We start from the raw sequence: 20,436 nt of genomic DNA on the forward strand, positions 1-20,436 counted from the left end.
CTCTCGGTAAGCGTGAAGCAACTGAACGGACGACGGCCGGGGCGCACGGCCCCTGTACGGTCTAGAACTCGAACATCAGCGTGGCGGCGAAGACCGTGCTTTGGGTCTTCAGGTTGTCGGGCTTTTTCAGGGGCCAGCCGGCCGACAGGTCGTAGCTGGCGTTGACCGCATTGGCAACCCCGGGCACGGCGATGCGGCCGCGCAGGCCCGCGACCGCGCCGACGAGGGTGCGGCTGGTCAGGTACTGCGCCGCCGGGCCGCCAACGCGGCCGGCATCCAGGCCCGTGTAAAGTTGCTGGCCCAGGTTGCCCAGGTTCAGCGACAGATCATTGCGCAGCGTCCAGCCGTCTTCCGCGGCCAGCGTCATCTGGCCATCGAAGCCGCGCACCGCATAGCGGTTGCCGATGGTGAAGTAGTCGGCGGGCACGATGGGCGTCTTGGCGTGCTGGATCTGCCAGTTGGCCTGGTACGCCATCTGCTGCCCCGCCACCTTGAAGGGCAGGTATAGACCTGCATTGGCCGTCAGGATGGTGCTGCGGCCGTTCCAGTCGGGATCGCCGTAGACGTAGCCGGGCTGGTCGGAGAACTGCGGCAGCGTGCCGCGCACGCCGCCGCCAACGTCCAGCACCATCTGGTCGATGTATTGGCGGTGGCCGTAGCTGAATTCGTAGCCGACCACGTCGCGCCGCTGCACCTCGATGTCGATGTCGTTGAGGGTGCTGCTCGCGCGCTTGCGCAGGAACTTCAGCATGGCGGTGCCCTTGTAGCTGGCGCCGCGGTAGGGCACCACCGACACGCCCGCTTCCACCTGCTTGCTGGTGCCGCCGTAGACGATGGGCTCATCGAAGCCGGCCACGGTCTGGCGGTAGCGCGACTTGCTGGCGCCGGCGAACAGGGTCCAGTAGCCGAACGGGATGCTGTAGTTGACGGAGGCGGCGCGCGAGCCGGCGTCGCTGTTGCGCAGGTCGGCGTTGCTGTTCCAGGAGACCGACAACTGGTCATACAGGAACAGCGGCGAGTCGAGCGTGAGTCCGGCGTTGACCTGGTTCTTGCCGGTGGATTCCAGGCCGGCGTTGTCCCCGCCCACGTAGGCATGCCAGCGCTTGCCGGTGCCGGGCTTGATGATGATGTCCGAGTCGCCCAGTTCAGGGCCGGGCGCGATGTCGATCGACGCGTCCGCCTGGCCGCCCAGGCGACGGATGTTCTCCAGCGCCTGGTCCAGATCGCGCTGGTTGACCTCGCCGCCCGGCCAGGTCGGCAAGGCGGTGCGCCACCAGCCGGGCGCGCCGTCGCTCTTGACCCCGGAGATACGGCCCGGCACATAGCGCAGGGTCAGGGTGCCGCTGGCCAGCGATTGCTCCGGCACCAGCACGCGGGCGGTGATCTGGCCACGGTCGATCAGGCGCGCCATGAGGTGTTCCTGCAAGGCGCGCAAGCCCTGCCCGCCGATGCATTGCCCCAAGACGGTATGGACGTCGCGGCGCAGCGCGGCCGGTGGCGGTGAGCCATCCCACACCACCTGGGCGATCGTGAAGCAGGGTGATTCCGCGGGGAAGACGAGCGGCCCCTCGCCGGGGACGACGGGCGGCGCCGACAGCACGTCCGGCCTTTCGGCGGCGCGTGCGCGCTGCGCGTCCAGCTCCTGCTCCTGGCGGCGTTGGATCTCGCTGGCGCGCGTGGCGGCCTCCACGGGGAGGGATTGCGCGACCAAGGGGGGCAGGAAGGCGATGGACGAAACGAACAACGCCAGGCAGGGAAGCCACCTCTGCCGGAGGCGGCCTCGCGATACGATGGTATGCACTTGTTTCTTATTGAAAATGCTAATTTCTTTCCATAACGGAAGATTTCACAGCTAATTAAGCGCATATTTCAATTTATGCCGTCTTTTTCCCCGATTTTCTCGCTTGAATAGAAAATACAAAATTTGGCGACAGCGCCCGAATGGCAACATTTGATTACGTGCATGCCTGCCGCCCGGGGGTGTCTCCTTGAGATGAAGCGGCTTTGAAAATGCGAAGGCGGCATGACTTCCGACCCGCCGCGACCTCGCCGGCGCTGTGCAAAAATCACGGCCATGCCGACCGATAACCGACTGATTCCCAATGCCCTCGCCGCCCAGACGGCGCAATTGCCTGCCTCTTGGCAGGCCGCCCTGCGCGCCCCGCGCGTCGCCGAAGCCCTGCAGGCCGTGACCGCCCATGTCGAGCGGCGCCTGGCCGAAGGCGCGGTGGTATATCCCGCCACGCCGCTGCGCGCCCTGCAGGGCCTGGAACCATCGGATGTGCGGGTGGTGATCCTGGGCCAGGATCCGTATCACGGCCCGGGCCAGGCGCAGGGCCTGGCGTTTTCCGTGCCGGACGACTGCAAGCGTCCGCCCAGCCTGCGCAACATCTTCAATGAGATCGCCCAGGAATACCCGGGCACGCCGCTGCCGACCGGCAACGATCTGAGTCCCTGGGCCGAGCAGGGCGTGCTGCTGCTGAACACCGCGCTGACGGTCGAGGACGGGCAGCCCGCCTCCCACGCCAAGCGCGGCTGGGAAACGGTGACGGATGCATTGATTGCATGGGTGGCGCAAGACCCGTCGCCCAAGGTGTTCATGCTGTGGGGCGCCCATGCCCAGGCCAAGCAGGCGTTGCTTCCGCACGACAGTGGCCACCTGGTACTGATGGCGAACCATCCCTCGCCGCTATCGGCCCGGCGTCCGCCCGTGCCGTTCCTGGGCTGCGGCCACTTCCTGGCGACCAACCGCTGGCTGGTCGACCAAGGGAAAAACCCTATTGATTGGAAGCTGGACAAAAAAATAATTCCCGTGCAAGGCGAATTCGGGTTATGATCGCCGCACTGCACCAAACGAGTTCGGCATTTACCGCCTTGATTTAGCGGAAATTTCAGCAGTCTGCCGGGCAACCAAGCCCAGCCCATGCCGAACATCATCGATTCCTGACCTCCTTTCCTTTCGCCCTGCGTTCCAAGCAGCATTACGGGAACGCGCCACGCGCACGGTTGATTCGGTCGGCACGATGCTCCATCAACCGTCGCCTGGATCCGGCCGCCTAATCCCCTGGCCCGACCAAGCACTGCGTCGCATTTGATCGCGGCAAGGGAAAGTTATGTCTTTCGAAAACCTGGGCCTCGCGCCCGCCCTGTTGTCGGCCCTGCAAGAAGCTGGCTTCACCACCCCCACCACCGTGCAAGCCTCGGCCATTCCGCAGGCGCTGGCCGGCCACGACCTGATGGTGTCGTCGCAGACCGGTAGCGGCAAGACCGCCGCCTTCATGCTGCCGGCGCTGCACCGCATCGCCCAGATGCCCGCCAACAAGGGCGTCGGCGTGCAGGTGCTGGTGCTGGCGCCGACGCGCGAACTGGCCCTGCAGGTCACCGAAGCCACCGCCACCTACGGCCGCAAGCTGGCTGACCTGCGCACCGCCACCGTCGTCGGCGGCATGCCCTACGGCGCCCAATTGAAGGCGCTGTCGCGCCGCGTCGACGTGCTGGTGGCCACGCCCGGCCGCCTGATCGACCACCTGAATTCGGGCCGCGTCAAACTCAATACCGTGCACACGCTGGTGCTGGACGAAGCCGATCGCATGCTGGACATGGGCTTCATCGAGGATATCGAGACCATCATCAGCCGCCTGCCGGCCGAGCGCCAGACGCTGTTGTTCTCGGCCACGCTGGACGGCACCGTGGCCAAGCTGGCCGCCCGCATGATGCGCGATCCGCAGCGCATCGAAGTCGCCGGCGCCAAGGAAAAGCACACCAACATCACGCAAAGCCTGCTGTACGCGGACGACGCCAGCCACAAGATGCAATTGCTGGACCACGTCCTGCGCGACGCTTCGCTGGACCAGGCCATCGTCTTTACGTCGACCAAGCGCGGCGCCGACGATCTGGCCGACCACCTGGCCGACCAGGGCTTTGCCGCCGCCGCCCTGCACGGCGACATGAACCAGCGCCAACGCACCCGCACGCTGTCGCAACTGCAACGCGGCCAGCTGCGCATCCTGGTCGCCACCGACGTGGCCGCCCGCGGCATCGACGTGCAAGGCATCAGCCACGCCGTCAACTTCGACCTGCCGATGCAGGCCGAAGACTACGTGCACCGTATCGGCCGTACCGGCCGCGCCGGCCGCAACGGCCTGGCGTTCACGCTGGCCACGCACTCCGAGCGCCACAAAGTGCGCCGCATCGAGCACTACATCGGCCAGTCCATCACGCCCGAAGTGATCGCCGGCCTGGAACCCAAGCGCACCCCGCGTCCCTCGACCGGCGGCGCGCCGCGCGGCGGCAAGCCGTTTGGCAAGCGTCCGGGCGGCTTCGGCGGCGGCTACCAGGGTCACCGTGAAGGCGGTTCGCGCGAAGGCCGTTCGTTCGGCGGCCCGCGTGGCGAATTCAAGCCGCGCGAAGGCGGTTACCAGGGCGCCCGCGAAGGCGGCGGCTACCAAGGCAACCGCCCGTTCGGCGACCGCCCGGCCCGTTCGTTCGGCGATCGTCCCAGCTTCGGTGATCGTCCCCAGCGCGAAGGCGGCTACCAGGGCAATCGTCCCTTTGGCGACCGCCCCCCGCGTGAAGGCGGCTTCCGTGGCGGCGATCGTGATTCGCGCCCGAGCTTCAGCGACCGCCCCAGCTTCGGCGATCGCCCGCAGCGCGATCCGCGTCCGTTCAACGAGCGCGGCCCGCGTGAAGGCGGCTTCCGTGGCGGCGACCGCGATTCGCGCCCGAGCTTCAGCGATCGCCCCAGCTTCGGCGACCGTCCGCAGCGCGAAGGCGGCTTCCGCGGCGGCGACCGCTCGGAAGGCGGTTTCCGTGACCGTCCCAGCTTCGACAAGCGCCCCGGCGGCCCCGCCAAGCGCTTCAACAAGCCGGCCGGCGCCCGCCGCGGCTAAGCCCTGATCGGCACCCAGCAAACCCCGCGCCTGTCGCGGGGTTTGTTTTTTGGGAAAATGCCCTCTTCGACGCTTCTTTTTCCGCCATGCAACGCCCCGCCCCTGCCAACCTGCCCCCGCTGCCTCCCGCCGCCCAGGCCCATAGCGAAGCCGTCGCCGCGCACCTGCGCGCCGCGATTGGCGCCGCGTCCGGCTGGCTGCCGTTCGATCATTGGATGGCCGAGGCGCTGTATGCGCCAGGGCTGGGTTATTACGCGGCCGGCAACGTCAAGCTGGCTGAAGCCGATGCGAGCGCGCCCGCGGGCGATTTCGTCACCGCGCCGCAACTGACTCCGCTGTTCGCCCGCACCCTGGCACGCCAGGTGGCCCAGGTGCTGCGGCAGACCGATACCCAGGCGGTGCTGGAGTTCGGCGCCGGCACCGGCGCGCTGGCCGAAGGCGTGCTGCGCGAACTGGACGCGCTGGGGCTGCAGGACACGCAGTACCTGATCCTCGAAGTATCGGCCGACCTGCGCGCGCGCCAGGCCGAGCGGCTGGCGCCGTTCGGCGAGCGGGTGCGCTGGCTGGATGCCCTGCCCGACCGTTTCCGCGGCTGCGTGCTGGCCAACGAAGTGCTGGACGCCATGCCGGTGTCGCTGTTCCGCTGGGGCGACGACGGCACGGTGCTGGAACGCGGCGTGGCGTGGGACGCCACGCAGGGTTTCGTCTGGGAAGATAGGCCAGCCCCGCCGCGCCTGGCCGAGGCGGTCGCGGCGCGCATGCCGGCGCTGCCTGGCTATGTGTCGGAGATCAACCCGCAGGCCGAAGCGTGGATCGACGCCATGGGCCGCTGGCTGGAACAGGGTGCGGCGCTGCTGATCGACTACGGCTTTCCGCAGGGCGAGTACTACCACCCGCAACGCGCCGGCGGCACGCTGATGTGCCATCTGCGCCACCACGCGCATGGCGACCCGTTCACCGCGCCGGGGCTGCAGGACATCACGGCGCACGTCGACTTCACCGCCATGGCGGACGCCGCGCAGGCGGCCGGCCTGCAGGTGCTGGGCTATACGTCACAGGCGCGCTTCCTGATGAACGCCGGCTTGATGGAACTGCTGGCGCAACTGGACCCGACCGATGCGCGCGCTTACGCGCAGGCGGTGGCGCCGGTGCAGAAGCTGCTGTCGGAAGCCGAGATGGGCGAACTCTTCAAGGTGCTGGCCGTGGGCCGCGGCATCGCGCAGTCGCTGATCGGCTTTGCGCGCGGCGCCCGCCTCGGCAAGCTGTAGCAGTCGGCGTCAGGCGGCGCGCAGCCGCTGCAGGCGCGCCTCGCGCACGCTCTGCTTGATGCGCGCCGGATCGCCGGCGCAGGCGCGGGCGATGGCGCCGGCATCCACGCCCCGCACCGCTTCGGCGCGTTCGCGCCAGGCGCCGATAGCCACCGGCCGCAGCACCGCCACCGTTTCCAACAGATCGAAAAAGCGCTCGGGCTTGCGCAGCGCGTCGACGCGCTCCATCAGCGCGAGCTGCGCGTCGGCTTCGTCGGCGCCGGGCGCCTGCGTGGCGTCCAAGCCCGTCAACATCTCGGGCAGGAGCCGTGCGTAGTCGTTGCATTCGGTGGGCACGCGCAGGCGCCGGCCCAGCGCTTCCCGCTCGGGTGACAGGCGGCACAGCAAGGCATAGCGGCCCGGCAGCGACAGGTTGCGCGCGGCCGCGCGATCGACGTCACCGCCGGTCTCCTCGGAGCCCTGCAACTCGGGCATGACGCGCTCCAGCGCGCCGGACTGCCGCAGCACGTCGAACATGCGCGACGGCGCGGCGGCCATCAAGCCACGCGATACTTCTTTCCAGACGCGCTCGGCCACCAGGGCGTCGGCCTCGCCGGCCTCGACCATGCGGCGGCACAGCGCCAGGGTTTCGGGCGCGACGCTGAAGTCGGCAAAGCGCGCGGCGAAGCGCGCCAGGCGCAAGATGCGCACCGGATCTTCCTCGAAGGCCTCGCCCACGTGGCGGAACACGCGCGCGCGCACGTCGGCCGCGCCGCCGAGCGGATCGACCAGTTCGCCGTCCTGCTTCTGCGCGATGGCGTTGACGGTCAGATCGCGGCGGCGCAGGTCCTCTTCGAGCGTGACGTCGGCGCCGGTGTAGAAGGTGAAGCCCTTGTAGCCGCGGCCCGATTTGCGCTCGGTGCGCGCCAGGGCGTATTCCTCTTTGGTGACCGGGTGCAGGAACACCGGGAAATCGCCGCCCACCGGAATGAAGCCGCGCCGCGCCATGTCCTCGGGCGTGGCGCCGACCACCACCCAGTCGTGATCGCCGGGCGTCAGGCCGAGCAGCGCGTCGCGCACTGCCCCGCCCACGATGTAGACCTGCAGGCCCTGCGTCGCCACATCCTCCATCATGGCAGGGTGGTGCTTTCCGCGCCCAGCGGGACCACGTTGCCCAGCCGCTCTTTCAGCGACTGCGGCTGGCCGCTGAACATGGCGGCGTAGTAGACCGAGTTGGACATCACGTTCTTGACGTAGGTGCGCGTCTCGTTGAACGGAATGGTCTCGGCGAAGATCGCGCCTTCGACGGGATGGTTGAAGGTGGAACGCCAGTTGTGCGGACGGCGCGGTCCGGCGTTGTAGCCGGCGCTGGCCAGCATCTGCGAGCCGTTCAGGTCGCGCAGCACCATATTCAGGTAGTTGGTGCCCAGCTCGGTGTTGGTGTCGAAGTCGTTGACGCTGTCGGGCGTGAAGTTGCTCATGCCGATCTTGCCCGCCACCCACTTGGCGGTGGCCGGCATCAACTGCATCAGGCCGGAGGCGCCGACGTGCGAGCGCGCGTCCATGATGAAGCGCGATTCCTGGCGGATCAGGCCGTAGACCCAGGCGGGGTCGAGCGCGATGGCGTTGGCCTTGGCCGTGACACGGCCTTCGAACGGCGCGATGAAGCGCTGGCTGAAGTCGAATTCCTTCTCGGTGCGGTCGGATGTGTTGACCACGCGATCGTAGATGTTCTCGGCGCGCGCCAGTTCGGCGGCGGCGAGCAGTTGGCGGTCGGTCATGCCGCGCAACGCGAAGTTCCATTCGGGCACGGCCTCCTGGCGCCAGCCCAGGCGGAACAGCTGTACCGCGCGGCGCAGGCCCGGGTTGGCACGGGCCTCGGCGATCTCGCTGTCCGTGATGGGCGCCGGACGCGGCGGCACGGTGATGCGGCGGCCCAGTTCCTCGGCGGCCAACTGGCCGTAGAAGTCGAAGCGATCGGCGATGGAGGCGTAGGCCGCGTTGGCCTGGTCGCGCCGGCCGGTCGCGGCCATACCGCGCGCCTTCCAGTAGATCCAGGACGGATCCTGCTGTTGCGCGGCGGGCATCTGATCGATGGATTCGATGACCCACTTCCAGTCGATCTTCGGTTGACGCAGCGCCGCCCGCACCTTCCAGCCGGCGTTGTATTCCGTCATGCGGATATGGCCGGCCTCGTGGTACCAGTCGTCGGCGCGGCTGTCCAGGTTGAGCGCGGCCACCAGCGCATACTGGCCACGGATCCAGGCCAGGTTCGACTTGGCCATGGACTTGGCCCACTCGCGCCGCAGGTAGGAATCGGCCACGTTGATATCGGAGCGGGCCAGGCGCGCCAGCGCGATGGTGACCAGCTCTTTCTCGTTGCGGCCCACCGGCAGGCGGTCTTGCCGCGTCAGCCAGCGCATCGGGTCCTTGATGAGGAGATCGTAGGTCTTCTGGTCGCGCGGCTCGAACATGTACTGCACGAACTTGCGCGCGTCGGCGGTCTTGTTGGCCTCGATGGCGTCGCGCAACTGCGGTTCGAGCTGATCCCAGCCCAGGACGTTGTCGGCGACCAGCTGGTCGTACAGCGCCCAGCAGGCGCCGCCCGGCGCGAACACGGCCATGGCCTGCGCGGCGGTGGCGCGCTGGCCGGTCATGTGCTTGGCGTTGAGGATGGCGCACTCGACCTGGGCGTTGCTGTTCTTGACCGGCGCCAGCTTGCGCACGGTTTCGAAGTCGCCGCTGCGCGCGGCGGCGAGCAGCCAGTCGGCGCGCAGCCGATCGGCCAGGTAGGCGTCGCCATTGCCGCTGATGAACTTCTGCAGTTCGGCGTTGGGCCGTCCGCCCGGGGGCGGCGTCCACAGCTGATAGCGCAACAGCCAGTATTCCGGATACATGCCCAGCGGGTCGGACTTGGCCTGCGGCACCAGGGCGCCCAGGATTGACCACTGCTTGCGATTCATGGCCTCGCGCGCGGCCACCACGGCGGCCAGGGCCGGCGTTTCGGCGGTGGGCGGCAAGCCCGCCAGCACGGCCGGCGGCACGGCGATGGCCGGTTGCGGCGCCTGCGCGGCGGGTTGGGGCTGGGGACTGACGGACGCGGTGCGTTGCTGGGCGTCGACGGGCGCGCAGGCGGCCGTGAACAGCGCCAGCAATGGCAACCAGCGACGCAAGCCTGCACGGGTGTCGACCGCGCGCAGGGATTTCCCACCGGTTTTCTGATACCGTCCGGATTGCGGGGCCCGGACTGCGCCCATGGCGTTGCGCGCGGGCTTCATGCGTGGACCCGGGCGGCGGCTTGCGGGTCCGCGCAGTGATAGGCGCAGAGACAGGCGCGGCGATGCGCGCCGTCGTGGGCGCGATGGCCAGCTTGGCGACTGGCTGCGTGATGATCCGCGCGCGGGTGCGCGCTATTGCACGTGTTATCACTGACCCGCATTGTCGCCCTCATTTTCCACCCCTGTTACAGCTACCGCATGACTACGCAAAATACTCCAGAGGATACCGCAAGCCAGCTACGCACGCGATTGCGGAAACTGCGTGCCGAACTGCCCGAAGACCAACGCAGCCGCGGCGGCCTGCTGATGCGCGCGCGGCTGTTCACCTGGCTTAACGTGGCCCGCGACGAAGCGGTGCGGGCCGGCCGGCGGGCGCCCGCGGTGGTGGCCGCCTTCTGGCCGATGGAAGACGAGCCTGACCTGCGGCCGCTGCTGGAGCAATGGACCGAAAATGGTGTCACCGTGGCGCTGCCGGTGGTGCGCGAGCGCAACGCGCCGCTGGCCTTCCTGCCGTGGACGCCGGACGCCGAACTGCGCGCCGGCCCCTACGGCATCCAGGAACCGGTCCAAGGGGCCGAGGTGCTGCCCGATGTGCTGTTGGTCCCGACCCTGGGGTACACCGAATCCGCCGACCGCCTCGGCTATGGCGGCGGTTACTACGACCGCACCCTGGCGGCGCTGCGCGACCGTGGCCACGCCTTCACCACGATCGGCGTGGCCTGGAGCTGCGGCGAACTGGAACCCGGTTATGAACCGGCCGCGCACGACTTCCGCCTGGACGCCGTCATCACGCCCGATGGCTGGGTGCCGCACGCGCCGCAGGAACAGCCTGGCCAGGGCGGCGGCGCCACGCTGCACCGCTACACGCTGCGCTGACGCACCAGTTTCGCCCCGGGGCTTGCACCATGACGGTGCAAGCCCTATGATCTGCCCCTGATATTCTCGATTGCCGCCTGGCGCGGCATTGCCGGCGGGCACGCCTTCCGCCGCGCTGCGCGGCCCGCTGCCTTGGCCCGTCCGCGGGACGCCGCCGCGCTCCCGCGCAGCCACGCTTCGCATCATTTCCCCACGCCATCCGCCCCCCGGGGACCCGCCGCCCCACCCGCGCCACCGCTGTCTCGGTGCATCCGGAGGCTAGCCATCCGCCGCCGACCAGAGGATATTTACCTCCAGGCTGTATCCCGACCGCGCCAGCGCAAGCTGGCACACGGGTTGCTTATTCATTCAGACCGGCCACGCAAGGGCCGGCCAACGGCCGCGCCCTAGCGGGCCGTCAGCATCTGCAACGGAGGAGCCATGAAGGACAGACCATCCCGTCCCGCCGCCTATGACGAAATGCGCGACAGCGCCGGCGGCATACGCTCCCACTACCAGGCCTTCGAGCGCTGGCACCAGGAGCAATCGGCGGAAGCCATGGCGGCGCGCCGCCTGGAGGCCGACCTGAGTTTCCGGCGGGTCGGCATCACTTTTTCAGTGGCCGGCGACGCGGCCGGCACCGAACGCCTGATCCCGTTCGACATGATCCCGCGCATCATCCCCGCCGACGAATGGCGCCGCCTGGAGGCCGGCCTGAAGCAGCGCGTGCGGGCGCTGAACATGTTCATCCACGACATCTACCATGGCCATGAGATCGTGCGCGCCGGCGTGGTGCCGGCCGAGCAGGTGTTCCTGAACGCCCAGTACCGCCCCGAGATGCAGGACGTGGACGTGGCCGAGGACATCTACTGCCACATCGCCGGGGTCGACATCGTGCGCGCCGGCGCCGGCGAGTTCTACGTGCTGGAGGACAACCTGCGGGTGCCGTCCGGCGTCTCGTACATGCTGGAGAACCGCAAGATGTCGATGCGGCTGATGCCCGACGCGTTCAGCCGCATCAAGGTCGAACCGGTGGCGCACTACCCCGACCTGCTGCTGGACAACCTGCGCGAAGTGGCGCCGCACGGCGGCGATGATCCCACGGTGGTGGTGCTGACCCCGGGCATGTACAACTCGGCCTATTTCGAGCATGCCTTCCTGGCGCAGCAGATGGGCGTGGAACTGGTGGAGGGCCAGGATCTTTTTGTCGAGCAGAACACGGTCTACATGCGCACCACGCAGGGGCCGCGCAAGGTGGACGTGATCTACCGCCGGCTGGACGACGACTTTCTCGATCCGCTGTCGTTCCGCGCCGACTCGGCGCTCGGCGTGCCCGGCCTGTTGTCGGTGTATCGCGCCGGCCGCGTGACGCTGGCCAATGCCATCGGCACCGGCATCGCCGACGACAAGTCCACCTACCTCTACGTGCCCGACATGATCCGCTTTTATCTGAGCGAGGAGCCGATCCTGTCGAACGTGCCGACCTGGCGCTGCGGCCGTCCCGACGAGCTGTCGCACGTGCTGGCCAACATGCACGAACTGGTGGTCAAGGAAGTGCACGGCGCCGGCGGCTACGGCATGCTGGTGGGACCATCCGCGACCCACGCCGAGGTCGAGTCGTTCAAGGATCGGGTGCGCGCCAATCCCGCCAACTACATCGCGCAGCCCACGCTGGCCCTGTCCACGGTGCCGACCTACGTTGAATCCGGCGTGGCGCCGCGCCACGTCGACCTGCGCCCCTACGTGCTGTGCGGCAAGGACATCCGCACCGTGCCCGGCGGGCTGTGCCGCGTGGCGCTGACCGAAGGCTCGCTGGTGGTCAACAGCAGCCAGGGCGGCGGCACCAAGGACACCTGGGTTCTGGAGGAATAACGATGCTGAGCCGAACCGCCGACAACCTGTTCTGGATGTGCCGCTACACCGAGCGCGCCGAGAACACCGCCCGCATGCTGGACGTGAACCTGCAGATGTCGCTGCTGCCGCAGGACGCGCAGACCCGCGAAGGCTCGTGGAACGCCGTGCTGCGCATCTCCGAGCTGCAACGGCTGTACCACGCCAAGCACGCCGCGGTGTCACCGCAGGACGTACTGCAGTACATGGTGCGCGATGCCGAGAACCCCTCGTCCATCTACAGCTGCATGCGCGCCGCGCGCGAGAACGCCCGCGCCGTGCGCGGCAGCCTCACCACCGAAGTCTGGGAGACCTACAACACCACCTGGCTTGAACTGCTCAAGCACCTGCACACCGGGTTGCTGGAACGCAACCCGGGCGAGTTCTTCGAGTGGGTCAAGTTCCGCTCGCACCTGGCGCGCGGCGTCACCATCGGCACCATGCTGGAGGACGAGGCGCTCTACTTCCTGCGCATCGGCATGCACCTTGAACGCGCCGACAACACCGCGCGGATGCTGGACGTGAAGTTCCACGAGCGCGACGGCAACGGCACGCCGCAACAACAGCAGGACGGCCGCGGCGAGGGCCCTGCTTCGGGCGCCCTGCAAAGCGAGTTCTACCGCTGGTCGGCGCTGCTCAGCTCGGTGTCCGGGCTGGAGATCTATCGCAAGGTGTACCGCGATGTGATTACGCCGGACCGCGTGGCCGAGCTGCTGATGCTGCATCCCGACATGCCGCGCTCGCTGCTGGCGGCCATGCGGGCGGTATCCGAGGATCTGGCCCGTGTGTCCAACCAGCGCTCGACCGAAACCCAGCGACGCGCCGGCATGCTGTGCGCCGAACTGCAATTCGGCCGCGTCGAGGACATTCTGCGCAGCGGCCTGCACCAGTACCTGGAGCACTTCCTGGACCGCATCAACGACCTGGGCAACCGGATCAGCCAGGACTTCCTGGTGCCGTTGTCGGCATGACAAGGAGACAGGCATGAAACAGATCATCACGCACGTCACGCACTACCGCTATACCGCGCCCGTCACCTACAGCATCCAGACGCTGCGGCTTACGCCGCGCGACGACGAGCACCAGCGCGTGCTGCGCTGGCACATCGAGGCGCCCGGCGTGCTCGAACAGCAGGTGGACGCCTACGGCAACATCACCCACACGCTGACGCTGAACCGGCCCCACACGGAAATCGAACTGCGCGTGGTCGGCCAGGTGTTGGTCGACCCGCTGGCGCAAGGCGCGCTGGGCGGCGAGGACAGCCGCCTGCCGGTGCACGCCTATTGCGTGCAGACGCCGCTGACGCAGGCCGACGACACCATCCTCGCCTTCGCCCACGCCGTGCTGCCTGACGGCCTGAACACGCCCGCCGACGTGCTGACACTGGCCACCGCGATCCACGACCGGGTCGCCTACGAGCCCGGCACCACCGACGTCACCACCGCCGCCGGCCAGGTGCTGGAGCTGGGCCATGGCGTCTGCCAGGACCACGCCCACCTGTTCCTGGCCTGCGTGCGCGGCCTGGGCGTGCCGGCCCGCTACGTCAGCGGCTATCTGTACACCACCAACGAACACGCGGCCAGCCACGCCTGGGCCGATGTCTGGCTGGCGGGCACCGGCTGGACCAGCGTGGACGTCACCAACCGCCAATTCGCGTCCGATTGCCACTGCCGCCTGGCGGTGGGGCGCGATTATGATTCCGCCTCACCCGTGCGCGGCGTGCGCACCGGCGGCGGCGAGGAGTCCATGGAAGTCTCGGTGCAGGTGCAGACGGCATTGCAGCAGTAACCCCGCCCGGCCACGCCGCAATACAATGCGGTGTGGTTTTTTCCCTTTTTCGATCATGACCTACTGCGTAGCCGCCCGCCTCGACGCCGGCCTGGTATTCCTGTCCGACTCCCGCACCAATGCCGGGGTCGACCAGATCAGTGTCTTCCGCAAGATGACCGTTTTCGAGCGCCCCGGCGAGCGCATGATGGTGCTGATGACCTCGGGAAACCTGGCCGTCAGCCAGGCCGTGCTGAACGCGCTGGCGCGCCAGCATGACGAGGGTGGCGAAACCGTCTGGAACGCGCCCGACATGTTCGAGGCCACCCGCCGGGTCGGCGCGGCGGTGCGCGCGGTGTACCACCGCGAGGCCGCGGCCTTGCACGAGCAGGGCGTGGATTTCAACGTCAGCCTGATCTTCGGCGGCCAGATCGGCGCCGAACGCTGCCGACTGTTCCAGGTGTATTCGGCCGGCAACTTCATCGAGGCCGGCTCCGAATGCCCGTACTTCCAGATCGGCGAGGCCAAGTACGGCAAGCCTATCCTGGACCGCGTGCTGCGCCCCGATACCTCGCTGGACGAAGCCGCCAAGTGCGCGCTGATCTCCATGGACTCGACGCTGCGCTCGAACATCTCGGTCGGCTTGCCGCTGGACCTGCTGGTCTATGACGCCGACGCGCTGCGCGTCACGCACTTCGCCAGCATCGACGAGCACAACGAATATTTCCGCATGATCCGCGGCACCTGGGGCGAACGCCTGCGCCAGGTGTTCGCCGAGATCCCGGATCCGCTCTGGACCCGTCCGGAAGACCCGGGTTCGCTGGTGCCCGCCAGCCGGGAGCACCAGCCGCTGCGGGCCGAACCGGTGGACGTGCCACAGGTCGTCTATCCCGCGCCGCAAGTGCTGGCGGAGGACCCGGGCAAGGATCAGCCGAACTAGGGCTCGGACCTGTCCCACCGTACAAACCCGGCTTTCCGCTTCCCTAAACCCGGCTTGTAAAACCACAAATTCTCATCTCGCGGCTGGCGCGCCACACTGACGCCAGCCCGCCATGCTTCGTCTTGCGGGTCGCCATAACACCATAAGGACGAGACATGACCCCGAATTTCCCGCGCGCCCTGCGGCGCCTGGCCGCGCCTCTGCTGGCGCTGGGCTGCCTGGCAGGCGGCCCGGCCACGGCCCAGGACAACTATCCCAACCACGCCATATCGCTGGTCGTGCCGTTCGCGGCGGGCGGCCCCACCGACGTCGTGGCCCGCAGCCTGGGAGCCGCCATGTCCAAGACCCTCGGCCAGAGCATCATCGTCGAGAACCGGCCCGGGGCGGGCGGCACGCTGGCGGCCACGCACGTGGCGCGCGCCGCGCCCGACGGGTATACCTTCCTGATCCACCACAACGGCATGGCGACTGCCCCGGCGCTGTACCGCAAGCTTCCGTTCAATCCGCTGACCGACTTCGCCTATGTCGGCCAGGTGGCCGACGTGCCCATGACGCTGCTGGGCCGCAAGGATCTGCCGCCCGCCGACATGGTGGAATTCATCAAGTACGCGCGCGCCAACGGCAACAAGATCAACCTGGCCAACGCCGGCCTGGGGGCGGTGTCGCAGCTATGCGGCATGCTGTTGCAGGAAGCGCTGGGCACGCAGTTCACCACGATCCCGTATGCCGGCACCGCCCCCGCGCTGACGGCGCTGCTGGGCGGTCAGGTGGATGTGCTGTGCGACCAGACCACGCAGACCATTCCGCACATCAAGGCGCAGCGGGTCAAGCTGTACGGCGTGACCACGCTGGATCGCATCAAGACGCTGCCCGATGCGTCGACCCTGCAGGAAAGCGGGCTGAAGGGCTTCGAGGTCAAGGTCTGGCACGGCGTGTACGCGCCCAAGGGCACCCCGCCGGAAGTGGTGGCGAAGTTCAATGCATCCCTGCGCGCGGCGCTCCAGGACCCTGCCTTCACGCAGAAGATGGCCGAGCTGGGCGCGGAAATCGTGCCCGAGGCCAAGCAGACGCCGGCCGGCCTGCAGAGCTGGCTACAGTCGGAAGTGGACAAGTGGGGGCCGATCATCCGCAAGGCGGGCGTATACGCCGACTGAAGCGTCATGCGGGCCGTTGAGGCGCGTTTGCCGTCGCCCCCAGCCGGCCCGTCGCTGCCACGCGGCGCGCGTGCCGGTCAGGCGCGCTGAGACCCTGACACGCCCGAGAAAAAAGGCCGGCAATAGCTGCCGGCCTTTGCGTTACTACGCGCTGCGCGCCGCGGGGATCACACGCTCAATTCCTTCCACACGGCCAACGGCGCTTCGGCGTGGTTGAGGGTGTAGAAGTGCAGGCCCGGCGCGCCATTGTCCAGCAGGTTCTGGCACAGCTCGGTGACCACATCCACGCCAAAGGCGCGGATCGAGGCCTTGTCGTCGCCGAGCTCGGCCAGGCGCAGGCGGATCCAGCGCGGCACTTCGGCGCCGCACATTTCCGAGAAGCGCAGCAGCTGGGTGTGGTTGGTGATGGGCATGATGCCCGGCACGATCGGCACCCGCACGCCCTTGGCCTGGGCCCGGTCGACGAAGTCGAAGTAGGCGTCGGCGTTGAAGAAGTACTGGGTGATGGCGGCATTGGCGCCCGCGTTGACCTTGGCCACGAAATGATCCAGGTCCGCCGACGGATTGGCGGCCTGCGGGTGCATTTCGGGATAGGCCGCCACTTCGATGTGGAACCAATCGCCTGTTTCCTCGCGGATGAACGACACCAGTTCGTTGGCGTAGCGCAATTCGCCGGCGTCGCCGCCCATGCCCGAGGGCAGGTCGCCGCGCAAGGCCACCACGCGCCGCACGCCTTCGTTCTTGTAGGCCTGCAGGATCTCGCGCAGGTCCTGGCGCGAGGCGCCGACGCACGACAGGTGCGGCGCCGCGTCGCAGCCCAGGTTACGCAGCGTGCGCACCGCGTCGGCCGTGCCGGCGCGGGTGGAGCCGCCGGCGCCGAACGTCACGCTGACGTACTTGGGCTGGATCGCCAGCATCTGCTTGGCCGCGCGGACCAGCCGCTCCTGGCCAGCCAGGTCGCGAGGCGGAAAGAATTCCAGGCTGAACGCCGGAGAAGTCGAGTCGGACATATCGGATCAGTTATCCATAGCGCCATGCGCATTGCATGAAACAGGTGCCGCCCCCTCGGGGCGCCGCGGACCGGCTTGGCCGGTCCGCTGGCACGCCCCCTTCGAGGGGAGAACGCGTAGCGCTCGGGGGTGGGAATTCAGGGGATCAGTTTGGTAAGCAGGCCCGAGATGATGCTGTACAGGATCGCACCGCCCACGGCCCACCAGAACCCGTTGACCTGGAAGCCCTTCAGCACGGAGCCGACGAACCAGAACAACAAGGCGTTGATGACGATGAGGAAGAGACCGAGCGTGACGATCGTGATGGGCAGTGTCAGCAGCACCAGCACCGGCTTGACCAGCATGTTGACCAGACCCAGCACCAGCGCGGCGATGAGCGCCGAACCAAAGCTGGCCACGGTGATGCCGGGCAGCAAGTAGGCAACGGCCAACAGGGCCACCGCGTTCAGGATCCAGACGAGTATCAATGCCATTGTTCGACCTCCTGTATTGACGCTCCGCGGCCCCGCCATCGCCAGGCGAGACGGGCAAGCCCCGCGGACCGGAAAGCCCGCGCCGACATGGCGCGGCACTTTCCTATTTTGCTACAAGCATCAGTAGCGGTAGTGATTCGGCTTGTAAGGACCTTCGACCGGCACGCTGATGTAGTCGGCCTGGTCCTTGCGCAGCGTGGTCAGGTTCACGCCCAGCTTCTTCAGGTGCAGGCGCGCGACCTTCTCGTCCAGGTGCTTGGGCAGCACGTAGACTTCGCCCGACTTGTAGGCTTCGTTGCGCGTGAACAGTTCGATCTGGGCGATGGTCTGGTTGGCGAACGACGACGACATCACGAACGAGGGGTGGCCGGTGGCGCAACCCAGGTTCACCAGGCGGCCCTGGGCCAGCAGGATGATGCGCTTGCCGTCCGGGAAGATGACGTGGTCGACCTGCGGCTTGATCTCTTCCCACTTGCAGTCGGCCAGGCTGGCGACGTCGATTTCGTTGTCGAAGTGGCCGATGTTGCAGACGATCGCCTGGTCCTTCATGGCGTTCATGTGCTCACGCGTGATGACGTGGAAGTTGCCGGTGGCGGTGACGAAGATGTCGCCGTGGGCGGCGGCTTCTTCCATGGTCACGACCTTGAAGCCTTCCATGGCGGCCTGCAGGGCGCAGATCGGGTCGATTTCGGTGACCCACACCTGGGCGCGCAGGGCGACCAGCGCCTGGGCGCAACCCTTGCCCACGTCGCCGTAACCGGCCACCACGGCGATCTTGCCGGCGACCATCACGTCGGTGGCGCGCTTGATGCCGTCGACCAGCGATTCACGGCAGCCGTACAGGTTGTCGAACTTGGACTTGGTGACCGAGTCGTTGACGTTGATGGCGGCGAAGGCCAGCTCGCCCTTCTGCGACATCTGGTACAGGCGGTGCACGCCGGTGGTGGTTTCCTCGGTCACGCCCTTGATCAGGGCGAGGCGGGTCGAGTACCACTTCGGATCTCGCTCCAGCGTTTTCTTGATGGCGGCGTACAGCACGCGCTCTTCCTCGCTGCCGGGGTTGGCCAGCACCGAGATGTCCTTCTCGGCCTTGGTGCCCAGGTGCAGCATCAACGTGGCGTCGCCGCCATCGTCGAGGATCATGTTGGCGTTCTGGCCATTAGGCCATTCGAAGATCTTGTGGGTGTACTGCCAGTATTCTTCCAGCGTTTCGCCCTTGACGGCGAAGACCGGCGTGCCCGACGCGGCGATGGCGGCGGCGGCGTGGTCCTGCGTGGAGAAGATGTTGCACGAGGCCCAGCGCACTTCGGCGCCCAGGGCCACCAGCGTCTCGATCAGGACGCCGGTCTGGATGGTCATGTGCAGGCTGCCGGCGATGCGGGCGCCCTTGAGCGGCTGCTTGGCGGCGAACTCTTCGCGGATGGCCATCAGGCCGGGCATTTCGGTTTCGGCGATGGCCAGCTCGCGACGGCCCCAGCCTGCCAGCGACAGGTCGGCGACGATGTAGTCGGAGAAGGATTTATCGGTGACAGCGTTCATGGTGTGTAGCTCCACGTGAATGACGAACGGCGCACGATACGGCCGGACAACGCGAAACCACCACGACAATCGAGTGCTCGCCTTTTCCGCCATACGCGACAAAAGGTGAGCGCCGTTGCTGTAACGCCGTGCGTGGCACGGCGCTTGAACAAGGATTCCTGAGCCTGGCGAACCGGGTTCCGCGGGCCATGGGAGATGGCGGGAACCGCGAGGTCGTCGCAACGCTCCTCAGGATTGACGGGCATTGTACCGGTTTGGCCCGGGCGGTGGAAAGCCCGATATGCAATGTCGGATCGGCGGCGCTCAGCCTGCCGGGGCCAAGGGCCTGGCCAGCTCCGCGCCGGGGGTCAGCGGCACCAGCGATGCCAGCAGATCCGTGGCCACGGCATCCCAGCTGCGCGTCAGGGCGTGCTCGCGCACGGCGTGCCGGTCCAGCGGCAAGGCGGCGCGGCAGGCGTGGGCCAGATCGTCGTCCAGGAAACCGGTGACGCCTTGCGTCACCACCGCCAGCGGCGCCTCGCTGCGGAACGCCGCCACCGGCGTGCCGCAAGCCATGGCCTCCAGCATCACCAGGCCGAACGTGTCCGTCAGGCTGGGAAACACGAAGACGTCCGCCGCGCCGTAGAACGTCGGCAGGGCCTCGTCGTTCTGCATGCCCAGGAACACCGCCTGGGGAAAGCGCTTTTTCAGCCGCGCCTCGTCGGGGCCCGCGCCCACCACCACCTTGCTGCCGGGCAGGTCCAGCGACAGGAACGCATCCAGGTTCTTCTCGCGCGCCACCCGGCCGACCGACAGGAAGACGGGGCGCGGCAGGTCCTGGAACGCCCGGCCCGGGGTGGGCTGGAATTTGCGCGGATCGACCCCGCGCGACCAGATGCGCAGGTTGGCGAAACCGCGCCGCACCAGGATGTCGCGCACGGTCGGCGTGGGCACCAGCACGCATTGCGACGGTCGGTGAAACCAGCGCAGGAAGCGCCACGGCAACGCGGCGGGAATGCCCATGCGCGCCTGCAGGTAGTCAGGGAACATGGTGTGGAACGAGGTGGTGAAGCGCCAGCCGCGCGACAGCGCCATGCGCCGCGCCGCCAGGCCCAGCGGGCCTTCGGTGGCGATATGGAGCGCGTCGGGCACGATATCGCCCAGGATGCGGCGCAATTGCCGCCCCGGCTGCAGGCACAGCCGCAAATCAGGCTCCGAGGGGGCCGGCACGGTGCGGCTGCCCTGGGGATTCACCACGATCAGCTCGTGGCCCCAATCGGTGAGGATCTGCTGCATGGTCGTCCAGGTGCGGACGACGCCGTTGACTTGCGGATGCCAGGCATCCGTAACCAGGACGATGCGCATGATGGGGCCGGAAGTGGGCAATAGCGCGATTTAGCCCGCGCCATGTGACA

16 protein-coding genes and 1 riboswitch are annotated in these 20,436 nt (G+C 67.9%); of the genes, 9 read left to right on the forward strand and 7 right to left on the reverse strand.

Annotated elements, in window-relative coordinates; all coding sequences use genetic code 11:
• Positions 1-61: 61 nt before the first annotated feature.
• Complete coding sequence (locus ABFG95_RS13635) at positions 62-1,690, reverse strand: ShlB/FhaC/HecB family hemolysin secretion/activation protein (protein ID WP_278989872.1); 1,629 nt, start codon at positions 1,688-1,690, stop codon at positions 62-64.
• 384 nt (positions 1,691-2,074) lie between these two features.
• Here ABFG95_RS13635 and ABFG95_RS13640 point away from each other — a divergent pair, with 384 nt between their 5' ends.
• The 3 genes from ABFG95_RS13640 to ABFG95_RS13650 all read left to right on the forward strand — a co-directional run bounded on the left by ABFG95_RS13640 (position 2,075) and on the right by ABFG95_RS13650 (position 6,157).
• Complete coding sequence (locus tag ABFG95_RS13640) at positions 2,075-2,836, forward strand: uracil-DNA glycosylase (RefSeq protein WP_278989874.1); 762 nt, start codon at positions 2,075-2,077, stop codon at positions 2,834-2,836.
• A 277-nt stretch (positions 2,837-3,113) separates the two neighbouring features.
• A complete protein-coding gene (locus ABFG95_RS13645; RefSeq protein ID WP_059272810.1) occupies positions 3,114-4,889 on the forward strand; it encodes a DEAD/DEAH box helicase in 1,776 nt (591 codons plus the stop codon).
• Positions 4,890-4,975: 86 nt separating this feature from the next.
• Positions 4,976-6,157 carry an SAM-dependent methyltransferase gene (locus ABFG95_RS13650; protein WP_278989876.1) on the forward strand — a complete coding sequence of 394 codons (1,182 nt, stop codon included), beginning with the start codon at positions 4,976-4,978 and terminating at the stop codon, positions 6,155-6,157.
• A 9-nt stretch (positions 6,158-6,166) separates the two neighbouring features.
• Here the strand turns inward: ABFG95_RS13650 and ABFG95_RS13655 are convergent, their stop codons facing one another.
• A complete protein-coding gene (locus tag ABFG95_RS13655; protein WP_278989878.1) occupies positions 6,167-7,270 on the reverse strand; it encodes a CCA tRNA nucleotidyltransferase in 1,104 nt (367 codons plus the stop codon).
• Positions 7,267-9,309: a lytic transglycosylase domain-containing protein gene (locus ABFG95_RS13660; RefSeq protein WP_278989880.1), complete on the reverse strand. Its 2,043-nt coding sequence runs from the start codon at positions 9,307-9,309 to the stop codon at positions 7,267-7,269. The genes ABFG95_RS13655 and ABFG95_RS13660 overlap by 4 nt, the downstream gene beginning before the upstream one ends.
• A gap of 303 nt (positions 9,310-9,612) precedes the next feature.
• On the opposite strand from ABFG95_RS13660, the gene ABFG95_RS13665 reads away from it, so the two are divergent.
• The 6 genes from ABFG95_RS13665 to ABFG95_RS13690 all read left to right on the forward strand — a co-directional run bounded on the left by ABFG95_RS13665 (position 9,613) and on the right by ABFG95_RS13690 (position 16,020).
• Positions 9,613-10,290: a 5-formyltetrahydrofolate cyclo-ligase gene (locus ABFG95_RS13665; protein ID WP_049078201.1), complete on the forward strand. Its 678-nt coding sequence runs from the start codon at positions 9,613-9,615 to the stop codon at positions 10,288-10,290.
• A 420-nt stretch (positions 10,291-10,710) separates the two neighbouring features.
• On the forward strand, positions 10,711-12,141 hold the full coding sequence (locus ABFG95_RS13670; protein ID WP_054418474.1) for a circularly permuted type 2 ATP-grasp protein: 1,431 nt from the start codon (positions 10,711-10,713) through the stop codon (positions 12,139-12,141).
• A gap of 2 nt (positions 12,142-12,143) precedes the next feature.
• Complete coding sequence (locus tag ABFG95_RS13675) at positions 12,144-13,130, forward strand: alpha-E domain-containing protein (RefSeq protein WP_278989885.1); 987 nt, start codon at positions 12,144-12,146, stop codon at positions 13,128-13,130.
• Positions 13,131-13,143: 13 nt separating this feature from the next.
• Positions 13,144-13,947: a transglutaminase family protein gene (locus tag ABFG95_RS13680; RefSeq protein WP_175144650.1), complete on the forward strand. Its 804-nt coding sequence runs from the start codon at positions 13,144-13,146 to the stop codon at positions 13,945-13,947.
• A 55-nt stretch (positions 13,948-14,002) separates the two neighbouring features.
• Complete coding sequence (locus tag ABFG95_RS13685; protein ID WP_054418480.1) at positions 14,003-14,866, forward strand: proteasome-type protease; 864 nt, start codon at positions 14,003-14,005, stop codon at positions 14,864-14,866.
• Positions 14,867-15,021: 155 nt separating this feature from the next.
• Positions 15,022-16,020 (forward strand): tripartite tricarboxylate transporter substrate-binding protein, encoded by a 999-nt coding sequence (locus ABFG95_RS13690; RefSeq protein ID WP_049077023.1) that lies wholly within the window; start codon positions 15,022-15,024, stop codon positions 16,018-16,020.
• Between the two features lie 167 nt (positions 16,021-16,187).
• Here ABFG95_RS13690 and metF read toward each other — a convergent pair whose 3' ends face one another.
• The 4 genes from metF to ABFG95_RS13710 form a co-directional block, all read right to left on the reverse strand.
• Entirely contained in the window at positions 16,188-17,030 is an 843-nt protein-coding gene (gene metF / locus ABFG95_RS13695) for a methylenetetrahydrofolate reductase [NAD(P)H] (protein WP_054418482.1), read from the reverse strand.
• Between the two features lie 137 nt (positions 17,031-17,167).
• Entirely contained in the window at positions 17,168-17,503 is a 336-nt protein-coding gene (locus ABFG95_RS13700; protein WP_006389784.1) for a phage holin family protein, read from the reverse strand.
• A gap of 120 nt (positions 17,504-17,623) precedes the next feature.
• Positions 17,624-19,042 (reverse strand): adenosylhomocysteinase, encoded by a 1,419-nt coding sequence (gene ahcY / locus ABFG95_RS13705; RefSeq protein ID WP_049077027.1) that lies wholly within the window; start codon positions 19,040-19,042, stop codon positions 17,624-17,626.
• Positions 19,043-19,142: 100 nt separating this feature from the next.
• Positions 19,143-19,278: riboswitch (S-adenosyl-L-homocysteine riboswitch) on the reverse strand.
• Between the two features lie 67 nt (positions 19,279-19,345).
• Positions 19,346-20,386 (reverse strand): glycosyltransferase family 1 protein, encoded by a 1,041-nt coding sequence (locus tag ABFG95_RS13710; protein WP_049077029.1) that lies wholly within the window; start codon positions 20,384-20,386, stop codon positions 19,346-19,348.
• Positions 20,387-20,436: the final 50 nt, after the last annotated feature.

Source organism: Achromobacter sp. HNDS-1 (assembly GCF_040084795.1).
GTDB classification, from domain to species: Bacteria; Pseudomonadota; Gammaproteobacteria; order Burkholderiales; family Burkholderiaceae_B; genus Achromobacter; species Achromobacter ruhlandii.